Origin of the sequence: Flavobacterium johnsoniae, from assembly GCF_001879205.1 — a bacterium.
In the GTDB taxonomy this organism is placed as follows: domain Bacteria; phylum Bacteroidota; class Bacteroidia; order Flavobacteriales; family Flavobacteriaceae; genus Flavobacterium; species Flavobacterium johnsoniae_A.
This window is the reverse complement of the sequence record NZ_MLFK01000006.1, coordinates 316,729-328,470: the sequence shown is the minus strand read 5'-3', so window position 1 is coordinate 328,470 and position 11,742 is coordinate 316,729. Positions and strand designations below refer to the sequence as shown.

The window sequence follows — 11,742 nt, the reverse complement described above, 5'->3', positions numbered from 1 at the left end:
TTTATTTTATGTATTTTAAAAACTGAAAAAAAGATCGGTTTTTTAAATAATGTAAGTCGGTTTCGTTCGTGTAAGCTTCTCTTTCAAAACTAATATTTCGATAAGCCAGGTCTTTGTTTTTATATTGAATAAGCCGAATTAAAAACTCTAAAAAATACCAGACAAAAAACGGTATTATTAAAAGTTCCAACTGCTGTCTCAAATGAATTTTTTCGTGGTTTACAAAAATTCCGTTTGTTTTATCAAAATCATATTTTACTAATATAAACGGAAATAAAGCCATACCTCGATATCCTTTCGGAATTAAATATTTGACAACAATCAGAAACATTGGCTGTAAAATTTATAAATTTGTAGCTATAAAATTGTTCGATTTCAATAAAATCATAATCAAATATTTTTATTTTTAATTTTAAAATTTATCCGAACACGAACACGAAGCCGATTTATGAAAGAGCAAAGTAATGAAAATAAATTAATCGAAGGCGAAGATTTTTACTATACGCCCGAAGGTTATAAATGCTTTACTGAAAAACATCATTTAAAAAGAGGCTATTGCTGTAAAAGCGGTTGCCGCCACTGCCCGTACGGATTTGATAAACGCACTGGGGAAATAAGAAAAAAGACTAATTAGATAATTTTAGCAATCTAAATCTAAAATCAACAATATAAAATATCAATATGGATGTTCGCTCAAGAAAATTTAGGATTACGATCCACAAGTCCTATCACAGGTCGGATATCCGTTATCCCTAGTTTTTTTTAATTAGAAAATGTGGCAATGTGCCAATTTGAAAATGAGATAATTATTTTTTGAATTGAATTTTCATTGACAATCTTATTTCGCTCCTATGGAGCTTTTGTATTGCGTGATTATTGTTTTCTACAAATATTACGCCTTTCCAAGGCTTTAGATCTGTTTGATCTAATTAAGCTCCATCGGAGCAAAATATTTATAGAAACAAGCCATCAGTCACATTTAAGCCCCAGCGGGGCGACATACTTTTAAAAACAAAAAAATTAATCTGTTGTTAATCTTGCTAAATTATCTTAGCAACTTAGTCCCGAGGCTTCGGGATAGCAACTTAGCATATCTAAAAAAAATGACTTTTCAAGAAGAAATAAAACAAGGAATTCCATCTGTATTACCTCAGAAAAAAGAATACGATCCAGCCATTAATCATGCTCCGAAACGAAAAGAAATTCTTTCGGCAGAAGAGAAAAAACTGGCTTTAAAAAATGCGCTGCGTTATTTTGAACCCAAACATCACGCTGCATTAATTCCGGAATTTTCAGAAGAATTAGAAAAATACGGACGCATTTATATGTATCGCCTTCGTCCTGATTACAAAATGTACGCAAGACCAATTGATGAATATCCGGGAAAATCATTGCAGGCAAAAGCGATTATGCACATGATTCAGAACAATTTGGATTATGCAGTTGCACAACATCCGCATGAATTGATCACGTATGGCGGAAATGGCGCTGTTTTCCAGAATTGGGCGCAATATTTATTGACGATGCAATATTTGTCTGAAATGACCGATGAGCAGACTTTAACCATGTATTCAGGTCACCCAATGGGTTTGTTTCCTTCGCATAAAGAAGCGCCGAGAGTCGTGGTTACAAACGGAATGGTTATCCCAAATTATTCTAAACCGGACGATTGGGAAAAAATGAACGCACTTGGTGTTTCACAATACGGACAAATGACAGCCGGAAGTTATATGTACATTGGGCCGCAGGGAATTGTACACGGAACGACGATTACGGTTTTAAACGGTTTCAGAAAAATAAAATTAAATCCCGAAGGAAATCTTTTTGTGACTTCTGGACTTGGAGGTATGTCTGGCGCACAGCCAAAAGCCGGAAATATTGCCGGATGTATTACGGTTTGTGCCGAAGTAAACCCAAAAATTACTAAAATCCGCCACGAACAAGGCTGGATTAATGAAGTGGTAACTTCTACCGATGAGTTAGTCGCAAGAGTCAATTCGGCGAAAGCCAATAAAGAAACCGTTTCGATTGCTTATTTAGGAAATGTAGTTGATGTTTGGGAACGTTTTGATGAGGAAAATATCAAGATTGATTTAGGATCAGACCAGACTTCACTTCATAATCCTTGGGCGGGAGGTTATTATCCGGTTGGAATTTCATTTGAAGAAGCTAACGAAATGATGGCCAATAACCCGGATTTGTTCAAAGAAAAAGTTCAGGAATCTTTGCGCAGACAAGCGAAAGCAATTAATAAACACACCGCAAAAGGAACGTATTTCTTTGATTACGGAAATGCCTTTTTATTAGAAGCTTCCCGTGCTGGTGCCGATGTAATGGCGGAGAATAATATCGATTTTAAATATCCAAGTTATGTACAGGATATTATGGGACCAATGTGTTTTGATTACGGATTTGGACCATTCAGATGGGTTTGTACTTCCGGAAAACCGGAAGATTTACAAAAAACAGATACAATTGCAAGCCAGGTTTTAGAAGAATTGGCCAAAACTTCTCCAAGTGAAATTCAGCAGCAAATGCAGGATAACATCAAATGGATTAAAGGTGCACAGGAAAACAAATTGGTTGTAGGCTCGCAAGCCCGAATTCTTTATGCTGATGCCGAAGGAAGAATTAAAATTGCCGAAGCTTTTAACCAGGCGATTGCAAAAGGCGAAATTGGAGCCGTAGTTTTAGGACGCGATCATCATGACGTTTCAGGAACTGATTCTCCTTATAGAGAAACATCAAATATTTATGATGGATCTCGTTTTACAGCAGATATGGCCATTCAAAACGTGATTGGAGACAGTTTTAGGGGAGCAACCTGGGTATCAATTCATAACGGCGGCGGAGTTGGCTGGGGAGAGGTCATAAACGGCGGATTTGGTATGGTTCTTGATGGTTCTAAAGAGGCTTCAAAACGTTTAGCATCAATGCTTTTTTGGGATGTCAACAACGGAATTTCAAGACGAAGCTGGGCCAGAAATGACGAAGCTATTTTTTCTATAAAAAGAGCCATGCAGGTCGAGCCGTTATTAAAAGTAACTTTACCTAATATGGTAGACGAAAGTTTACTTGGTTAAAGTTCATTAAAAATAGATTTTGTTATAAACGCGCTGTCACCCTGAGCGATCCCGAGGTTTCGGGAGAAGGGTAATCTGAGAAAATTTGAAGACTGATGAAAAAAGGGATTCAACTCCGCTCAGCCTGACAAACAAAAGAATTGTGGTTACGATAAAACAAACAAAACGAGAACATTAAAATTTCTAATAATTATGAAAACATTCAAATTAGTTCCGATTTTACTGCTATTGATACTTTCATCATGCAGCAGTGTTACTGTATACTCTGATTACGACAAAAATGTCGATTTTACGCCCTATAAAACGTATGCTTTCTTTAAGCCCGGAATTGATAAGGTCGAGATTTCTGATTTGGATAAAAGACGTATCCTTCGTGCTATAGATAACGAAATGCAGGCTAAAGGATTTACAAAAAGTGAGAATCCTGATTTATTAGTAAACATTTTTACCAAATCAAGAGAGCAAGTCGATGTAAATCAGTTTAGTGCCGGCTGGGGTTATGGCTGGGGCTGGGGTTGGAATCCGTGGATGATGTACGGAGGAAACCAAACAACTGTTTCTACTTCTACCGAAGGAACTTTGTACATTGATTTAATCGATGCCAAAAAGAAAGAAATGATCTGGCAGGGTGAAGGTCTGGGAACTTTAACCCGAAACATTGATAAAAAAGATCAAAGAATTGCCGAATTCGTAAACAAAATTTTAGCACAATATCCGCCGGTTAAAAAATAGTGATCAGTTTCAGTGATCAGTTCTCTGCTTTTTATAAAACTTTAAATAGCTGTGAACTTTTCAAAATAATTTTTTACATTTGCTATTCAATCAGCTAAAAAAATGACAAACTTTAATAACATTATTATCGCTATTATCAGCATTATTGCAATTCAGCAGTAATGGCGAGGTGTTATATAAGTATGTAAAAATATAATTTATAGAAACCTCCCAATTGGGAGGTTTTTTATTTTAAAAAAGATTTTAAATCGCCACGAATTACACAAATTAGCACGAATTGTTTTTGTCAGCTTCTAGATAAAAATTAGTGGACATTAGTGGAATTCGTGGCAAAAAACAACAATTATGAGTTTATTTAACGAAGTACTTAACGCAAAAAAGCAGCTCGAAAACGTAGTTGCCGCGACGCCTTTAACCCAAAATCTAAATCTTTCAGACGAATTCAAATCGACTATTTTATTAAAACGGGAAGATTTGCAAATTGTTCGTTCGTATAAAATTAGAGGCGCTTACAATAAGATTTCTTCGTTAAATGAAAAAGAAAAAACAAACGGAATTGTTTGTGCCAGTGCAGGAAATCATGCGCAGGGCGTTGCATATTCTTGTAATTTGCTGCATATAAAAGGCAAAATTTACATGCCCAAAACAACTCCAAAACAAAAAGTAAAACAGGTGCAGTTATTCGGGAAATCATTTGTTGAGATTGTTTTAACCGGAGATACTTTTGATGATGCATACGCTTCGGCTACTGCAGATGCAATTAAAAATCATAAAACCTTTATTCATCCTTTTGATGATGAAAAAGTAATTGCAGGACAAGGAACCGTTGGTCTGGAAATTCTGGAAAGTTTTAAAGAACCTATCGATTATGTTTTTGTGCCAATTGGCGGCGGCGGACTGGCTTCTGGTTTATCTGAAGTTTTTAGACATTTAAGTCCGAACACCAAAATAATCGGTGTTGAGCCAAAAGGTGCTCCTTCGATGAAAACCTCTATTGAAGAAAATAAAAATACGGCTTTAAAAACGATTGACAAATTTGTTGACGGTGCGGCTGTAAAACAAGTTGGCGATAAAACTTTTGAAATCTGCCGATATAATCTTGAAGATATTGTTCTGGTTCCCGAGGGAAAAGTCTGCACCACTATTTTAAGATTATATAATGAAGAAGCAATGGTAGTAGAACCGGCAGGTGCTTTAACCATTGCAGCTTTGGATTTTTATAAAGACAAAATTAAGGGCAAAAATGTAGTTTGTGTAGTAAGCGGCAGTAATAATGACATTGAAAGAACTGCTGAGATAAAAGAACGTTCACTGCTTTATGAAGGTTTAATGCATTATTTTATGATTCAGTTTCCGCAGCGTCCGGGGGCTTTAAAAGAATTTGTAAATAATATTTTAGGTCCTGATGATGACATCACTTATTTTCAATTTGCTAAGAAAAACAGCCGCGAAGTAGGTTCGGTTGTTGTAGGTTTAGAACTGAAAAAGAAAAAAGACATTATGCCTATTAAAATGAAAATGACACAATATGGTTTTGAATTTCAATATTTAAACGATAATCAGGATTTGTTTACGCAATTAATTGGATAAAAAAATAAAAGGCTGTCTAAATAAATCAGACAGCCTTTTAACATCAATATAAAATTACTAATTGAATTCTTTGTTTGCGACTATTGCTTCAATACTTTTTTAGAATAAGAACCCTCACTGTCGTTTATTCTCACAATATAAACTCCTTTTGGAAGTCTTGAAATTTCAATTTCAGATGGATTCCCTTTTACAAAATTTACATTTTTCTTCACAAGGCTCTGTCCTCCAATATTAAATATTTCAACATCGGCACTTCCTTCATGACTGGTATCGATTTTTAAATAATCATTTGTCGAATTAATAAAAACGGCCATATCATTTAAAATTTCACCATCTGCTGTAATTTCTGTTAAAGCTTTTTTCGCAGTTGATTCTACCTGAACCAATTGCCATTGCTGATTTAGTCCTCCTGTATAATCCCAAACCTGAATATTAGCCCCATTTGCTGTAGAAACACTTTCAACATCAAGAGATTTGCCTGTATTTAAATTGGTAATCTTATAATAACCTCCGCCAAGACTTTCAACTTTCCATTTAAATTCATTAGAATTAACAAAAGTTCTTTGCTGTACTTTAAGTCCATTTGCAGTTCCATTATTTTCTACCGCCAGATACATTCCGGTTGATTTTACTATTATATAATAATTTCCTGCTCCGTCAGAAACAAATTTCCAACGCTGGTTATTTCCGCCTCCGCCGGTTACATCATATTGCTGAATTCTGCCGCCGCTTGCAGTTGAATTATCCGCAACATCTAAACCTTTATTACTGTTTCTGGAAATAATATTATAGTAACCAGGTAAACCCGTAACCGGAGGCGTTCCTGCTCCCCAAGTAAAAGTTACTGCAGAAGAAGCCGGCACAGTATAATTAAAAGCCGATGATCCTGAAACTACTTTAATGGTATTTGATCCGCCTGAATTATAAACTACAAGCGCAATCGAACCATCAGGATTTCTGAATGCAACAGAGAAAATACTGCCGTTGCTGCTTGAAGAACCAATACGCACAGCACCCGGTTTTACATATTTTGAGATTTGGCCAATAATATAGTAAGCTACATTTTTGGTGTAACTGGTACTATTATTAACTGTAATCGCACCTAAGCAGGTACTGCATCCGCCGGGAGTACGCGGTCCTAAACTTGAATTATTGGCTGCATTCCATTCTAGTACTGTTTTTGACCAGTTGTTGGTACTCCCAATAACTACGTTTTGCATATGCCAGCCAAAATCACCGCTAAAGCTTCCGCCAGAGCCTGTATATTGTTCTGTAAAATAAACGTTTTTATTAGTCGCATTTCGTACGGTTGACATAGCCGAAATATTCCCTAAATACAAATGAAACGCCGCGCCGTCAACATAACTACTGTTATTTAAAACATCAATAGGATAAGCTGTATTGTCACAATTATGATCAAAAGCAATAATTTTGACACCTCCATAACCAGCTGTGGCCAATTGTGGTCCAAGCTGTTGATTAATAAAATTCTTTTGTTCTGTAGAATTCATCAGCATACTAGGCTCATTGTGTGGATTTTCAGGTTCGTTTTGTGGTGTGATTCCCCAAATTGGAATTCCCTGCGCCTGCATTGCGGCAATGTATTTTACAAAATATCGGGCATAAGCGGCGTAATATTGCGTTTGTAAACTGCCTCCAATCCATGAATTATTAGTTTTCATCCAGCGAGGTGCTGACCATGGTGTGGCCAATATTTTTATGTTGGGATTAATCTGCTGGATTTTTTTGATAATCGGAATTAAATACGTCAAATCTGGCCCGTTTAGACTAAAGTTATTCATATTTGTATCTCCCGAAGTTTCGTTATAACTGTAAGAAGAACTGCTTAAATCTGAAGCCGCAATACTAATACGAATGACACTTGCGTTTAATCCTGTTGTAGGATTATACAAGTCATTCAATAATTGATTCTGCTGCGTTGCTGCCATACCGCTGATCACTTCGGCACTTCCTTCAGTAAGAGTGTAACCAAAACCGTCCATAGTCTGGTACGTGGTTCCAGCATTAACGGTTACTGTAGATGGGTTAGTTCCGGAATTCGTCCCGAAACTTACAGTAGATTGCTGCTGCAATAATCTCGTCTGATCACCTGATGTTATAAAAGGTGTTACGGTTTGTGCGTTTACATTAATAATAAAGAGCATTATAATGACTTTCATTACTGCCATTACTCGATTTGTAGGTTTTTGAGTAGTTTTGTGCATTTTTTTAAGGTTTTTGTGGTTTTTAGATAGTTAATTTTTTCTCATTTTATTATGATTATTTTTATTAAAACGCATCTAAATTACATAAACCTTCAACGAAATCGTTGTAAATCAAACTTTACAAATACACATCATTTGTAAATATTACCTTAACAAAAACTTATCTTTTATTTTTTCAAAACATTAATTATCAAATAGTTAAAAACAAAAAAAAGCACAAAACATTATTTTTAGTTTTATTCACTTAAAGATCAGGATTTTAAATTGTACGGTATCTCTTTTTGCTATGATAAAATTTTCACAAATGACAAATATCATTGAATAAACTTGGAGTTATAACGTATTTTTGCGGTTTATATAATTACAAAAAAATATGGAAACTCTTAAAGATATTTCGAGCTTAGAAGACATCAAGCAAATGGTTAACAGCTTTTATGCAAATGTTAGAAAAGACGATCTGATTGGTCCTATTTTTAATGACAAACTTCAAGATCGCTGGGAACCTCATCTGCAAAAAATGTACGGATTCTGGCAGACCATTTTATTTGATGTAAGAGCTTATTCCGGAACTCCTTTCCCGCCGCACAAACAATTACCCGTAGATAAAACGCATTTCGACCGTTGGATACAAATTTTCAACACCACGATTGATGCTCAATTTGCCGGTCCCATTACCGAAGAGGCTAAAATGCGTGCCGCAAATATGGCGTATATGTTCAGTCATAAAATTGAATATTTTAGAAATGCTGAAAATGAATTGCGAAATGCATCAGGAAAATCTTAAAAATACTTAGCATTTAGATTGGATACTATTTTTAATTAAATAAATTTGATTGGAAAAAATACTATTAAAAGCCCAAATCAAAACAATTAATTAAAATGAAAAAAATAATCCTGTTCTTTACAATCTGTTTTTCTTTATTAAATCATTTAAACGCACAATCACAAGCACCTATTCCTAATTTATATAAAGGAACCGTAGATGGAAAAATGCCTATAACCGTTTACATTAAAACAGAAGAAAACCCTTGTACTGCAGATTTAATGTATACGTCGATGTATCGATATAATAAATCAAACAATTGGATTCAGCTTGATGTTACTCAAAACAAAAAGAAGGAAAACGAATTTATTTTAGTTGAACATGGTTTTAGCGGCGTATTAATTCTAAAGAAAACCGGAAATACTTTTACCGGCTTATGGATTAGTCCCGATGCTCAAAAGCAATTAAAAGTAGATTTAAAAGAAGCTTCAATGACTAAAAAAGAACTTGAAAACTTCGCAAAAACACTAGAAAAAGTCAATTATGAGAATAATGACTGTTAGAAAAATTCTCTTTCTTCCGAGTTGATAAAATCTATAAAAATGCAATAAAAAACACTTTCGAATAAAAATATTGTGATGAACATCAAAAATTAGCGGTCTAAATTCGTAATTTTACATTCTAATCTACAACGTTTTCGAAATGAATGCATCTATAGAAACCAATCCGTTATTAGAGCGATTGCCAAAACATTTAAAGCAATTTATTAAGCCTCAAGATTATAGCGACTACACTCCTATTAACCAAGCGGTTTGGCGATATGTTATGCGCAAAAACGTAGATTATCTTTCGAAAGTTGCCCATCATTCTTATTTAGATGGTCTGCGCAAAACCGGAATCGAAATTGATTCTATTCCGAGTATGTATGGTATGAATCGTATTCTAACTGAAATTGGCTGGGCGGCCGTTGCGGTTGACGGATTTATTCCGCCAAATGCTTTTATGGAGTTTCAGGCTTATAACGTTTTGGTTATTGCATCAGATATCAGACAATTAGAACATATTGAATATACACCCGCACCAGACATTATTCATGAAGGTGCCGGCCACGCTCCTATTATTGCCAATCCTGAATATGCTGAATATTTGAGACGTTTTGGTGAAATTGGCTGCAAGGCGATTTCATCTCACAAAGATTATCAGATGTATGAAGCGATTCGACTGCTTTCTATTTTAAAAGAAGCTGAAGATACTCCTCAGGAAAAAATTGACGAAGCCGAAAAAGCGGTTGCCGATTTGCAAAATGATATGGGCGAATTGTCTGAAATGGCCCAAATTCGAAACCTGCATTGGTGGACCGTTGAATATGGTTTGATTGGAACGGTTGAAGATCCAAAAATTTACGGCGCCGGATTACTTTCTTCAATTGGGGAAAGTGCCTGGTGCATGACTGATAATGTAAAGAAAATACCTTATGATATTTCAGCAGCGAATCAGAATTTTGATATTACGCAATTACAGCCTCAACTTTATGTAACACCAACTTTTTCTTATTTAAGTCTGGTTCTGGAAGAGTTTGCAAATAAAATGGCCTTGCGTACCGGAGGCCTTTCGGGAATTAAGAAACTAATTCAGTCGAATGCTCTGGGTACAATTGAGCTGAGTACTGGTTTGCAAATTTCAGGAGTTTTCACAAATGTTATTGAAGAGGAAGGAAAACCGGTTTACATTCAAACAACGGGAAAAACAGCCTTGTCTTATCGTGAAAAAGAATTGGTAGGACACGGAACTTTAACGCATCCTCACGGATTTGGAAGTCCGATTGGTAAACTGAAAGGTTTTAATCTGGCAATTGAAGACATGAGTCCAAAAGATTTGCAGGCTTACAGTATTGTAGAGAATGAAACGGTAAAACTGGAATTTGAAGGCAATATTATTGTGGAAGGTGAAATTATTACGGGATCCCGAAATTTACACGGTGAAATTATCCTGATTAGTTTTAGAAATTGTACCGTAACTCATGGCGAAACTATTTTGTTTCAGCCTGATTGGGGAAATTACGATATGGCAATTGGTAAAAAAGTGATTTCTGCTTTTTCTGGCCCAGCTGATGTAAACAGTTTTGATTTAATAAATATTGTTCCGACAACTAAAACCATAAAAGCAAAACATACTGATGAACGTGATGAATTGGAGAATTTATATGCGTCAGTTAGAGATATCAGAAAAAATAAAACTTCTAAAACAGAGCTGAAATCTATTTTTGAAAACCTAAAAAAAAGCCATCCAAATGATTGGTTATTGTCTGTTGAGATTGCAGAACTTTTGAAAGATTCAGATGAAAAACAACTTTTGCAGGAGGTATTAGTTCATTTAGACCAACTGAAAGAAAAACGTCCTGAAATTGCGCATTTAATTGCTGGCGGTTTGGATTTGATTTTTGATAGTTCTTTGCCTCATTTGCCACAAAGGCACTAAGGCACAAAGTTTTTTATTTTGCCCACGGATTGTGCAGATTTAAACGGATTACGCAGGTTTTATTTTTAGCAAAGATTTCCACAATCTTTTTGAGATATTTTCAAATGCAAAAATCATTTTAATCCCTTAATCTGTGGCAAAAAACCTTTGAACCTTTGCTACTCTGTCCCGAAGCCTCGGGATTGAACCTTCCTCTTACAATTTCAAATCTTCAGTAAAATCTTTATCAGATTCGATTGTTTTTCCTTCGTATTGTAATTTCCAGCCCATTGAGTTGGTTAAAATTAAAATCTTAGACAATTCGCTGATAAGTCGGTTTTGGGCATTTGATTTTAAGGTAGATTTTTCAATTTTTTTCGCCAGGTTGGCTTTTACAGATTTGTTGATTTTATTATAATCGTCTCCCGTAAAAGGATTCAGTTTACTTTGTTCTACATCATAAAACTGAATATCAGGGTTGATTGTTATTTCTTCTTTTGGAATATTTAAAATCGTAATCGTTTTGTTTTTTTCGTCGATGTCGTATTTCATTTTATGCAAATCGTAAGCAACGGTAACATTTGCATTTACGACAACTAATGCTTTCTTTTCAAAAGAAACCATATCCATTAAATATTTCTGCTGGTTTTTATACGTGATCACTTCTGAAAAATGTCCCTCAGTGACCACCAGCTTTCCCACATTTAAAATTTGCTGCTGAATTAAATTGGTATTATAATCGATTGTAGAATCGTCGTCTTTTTTGAATTGACAATATTTGAAAGCCAAAACGATCAAAAGTACAACCGCAGCAAAAACTATTATTCTCTTTACTAAATTTTGCATTCTATTATTTTATTAGACCAATTTACTTCTTTTTTTTAGATTTTTT

Annotated in this window: 10 protein-coding genes; 7 read left to right on the top strand and 3 right to left on the bottom strand. The window is 35.0% G+C overall.

All coding sequences use genetic code 11. From position 1 onward, the window contains the following. Nucleotide 1 precedes the first annotated feature (1 nt). Nucleotides 2-331 (bottom strand): hypothetical protein, encoded by a 330-nt coding sequence (locus tag BKM63_RS10670; protein WP_071636587.1) that lies wholly within the window; start codon nt 329-331, stop codon nt 2-4. A 117-nt stretch (nt 332-448) separates the two neighbouring features. Here BKM63_RS10670 and BKM63_RS10665 point away from each other — a divergent pair, with 117 nt between their 5' ends. From BKM63_RS10665 to ilvA, 4 genes are all read left to right on the top strand, one after another. Continuing rightward, nucleotides 449-634, top strand: coding sequence for a DUF5522 domain-containing protein (locus BKM63_RS10665; RefSeq protein WP_071636586.1), 186 nt, complete (start codon nt 449-451; stop codon nt 632-634). Nucleotides 635-1,103: 469 nt separating this feature from the next. Next, complete coding sequence (locus tag BKM63_RS10660) at nt 1,104-3,083, top strand: urocanate hydratase (protein ID WP_071636585.1); 1,980 nt, start codon at nt 1,104-1,106, stop codon at nt 3,081-3,083. 192 nt (nt 3,084-3,275) lie between these two features. Continuing rightward, a complete protein-coding gene (locus tag BKM63_RS10655; RefSeq protein ID WP_071636584.1) occupies nt 3,276-3,815 on the top strand; it encodes a DUF4136 domain-containing protein in 540 nt (179 codons plus the stop codon). 345 nt (nt 3,816-4,160) lie between these two features. Next, nucleotides 4,161-5,405 carry a threonine ammonia-lyase IlvA gene (gene ilvA / locus BKM63_RS10650; protein WP_071636583.1) on the top strand — a complete coding sequence of 415 codons (1,245 nt, stop codon included), beginning with the start codon at nt 4,161-4,163 and terminating at the stop codon, nt 5,403-5,405. 80 nt (nt 5,406-5,485) lie between these two features. Here ilvA and BKM63_RS10645 read toward each other — a convergent pair whose 3' ends face one another. Continuing rightward, nucleotides 5,486-7,630 (bottom strand): RICIN domain-containing protein, encoded by a 2,145-nt coding sequence (locus BKM63_RS10645; RefSeq protein WP_071636582.1) that lies wholly within the window; start codon nt 7,628-7,630, stop codon nt 5,486-5,488. 373 nt (nt 7,631-8,003) lie between these two features. Between BKM63_RS10645 and BKM63_RS10640 the strand changes: the two genes are divergently transcribed. The 3 genes from BKM63_RS10640 (at nt 8,004) to BKM63_RS10630 (ending at nt 10,871) form a co-directional block, all read left to right on the top strand. Continuing rightward, entirely contained in the window at nt 8,004-8,414 is a 411-nt protein-coding gene (locus BKM63_RS10640) for a group III truncated hemoglobin (RefSeq protein ID WP_071636581.1), read from the top strand. Nucleotides 8,415-8,509: 95 nt separating this feature from the next. Next, nucleotides 8,510-8,956, top strand: a complete 447-nt coding sequence (locus tag BKM63_RS10635) for a hypothetical protein (protein WP_071636580.1) — start codon at nt 8,510-8,512, stop codon at nt 8,954-8,956. Between the two features lie 139 nt (nt 8,957-9,095). Then, on the top strand, nt 9,096-10,871 hold the full coding sequence (locus BKM63_RS10630; protein WP_071636579.1) for an aromatic amino acid hydroxylase: 1,776 nt from the start codon (nt 9,096-9,098) through the stop codon (nt 10,869-10,871). A gap of 195 nt (nt 10,872-11,066) precedes the next feature. Here the strand turns inward: BKM63_RS10630 and BKM63_RS10625 are convergent, their stop codons facing one another. Further along, on the bottom strand, nt 11,067-11,696 hold the full coding sequence (locus BKM63_RS10625; RefSeq protein ID WP_071636578.1) for a DUF4230 domain-containing protein: 630 nt from the start codon (nt 11,694-11,696) through the stop codon (nt 11,067-11,069). Nucleotides 11,697-11,742 lie beyond the last annotated feature (46 nt).

What these genes read in the sequence shown, in the direction of transcription:
- BKM63_RS10670 (WP_071636587.1), bottom strand. Translation starts at nt 331, where the DNA reads ATGTTTCTGATTGTTGTCAAATATTTAATTCCGAAAGGATATCGAGGT.
- BKM63_RS10665 (WP_071636586.1), top strand. Translation starts at nt 449, where the DNA reads ATGAAAGAGCAAAGTAATGAAAATAAATTAATCGAAGGCGAAGATTTT.
- BKM63_RS10660 (WP_071636585.1), top strand. Translation starts at nt 1,104, where the DNA reads ATGACTTTTCAAGAAGAAATAAAACAAGGAATTCCATCTGTATTACCT.
- BKM63_RS10655 (WP_071636584.1), top strand. Translation starts at nt 3,276, where the DNA reads ATGAAAACATTCAAATTAGTTCCGATTTTACTGCTATTGATACTTTCA.
- ilvA (WP_071636583.1), top strand. Translation starts at nt 4,161, where the DNA reads ATGAGTTTATTTAACGAAGTACTTAACGCAAAAAAGCAGCTCGAAAAC.
- BKM63_RS10645 (WP_071636582.1), bottom strand. Translation starts at nt 7,630, where the DNA reads ATGCACAAAACTACTCAAAAACCTACAAATCGAGTAATGGCAGTAATG.
- BKM63_RS10640 (WP_071636581.1), top strand. Translation starts at nt 8,004, where the DNA reads ATGGAAACTCTTAAAGATATTTCGAGCTTAGAAGACATCAAGCAAATG.
- BKM63_RS10635 (WP_071636580.1), top strand. Translation starts at nt 8,510, where the DNA reads ATGAAAAAAATAATCCTGTTCTTTACAATCTGTTTTTCTTTATTAAAT.
- BKM63_RS10630 (WP_071636579.1), top strand. Translation starts at nt 9,096, where the DNA reads ATGAATGCATCTATAGAAACCAATCCGTTATTAGAGCGATTGCCAAAA.
- BKM63_RS10625 (WP_071636578.1), bottom strand. Translation starts at nt 11,696, where the DNA reads ATGCAAAATTTAGTAAAGAGAATAATAGTTTTTGCTGCGGTTGTACTT.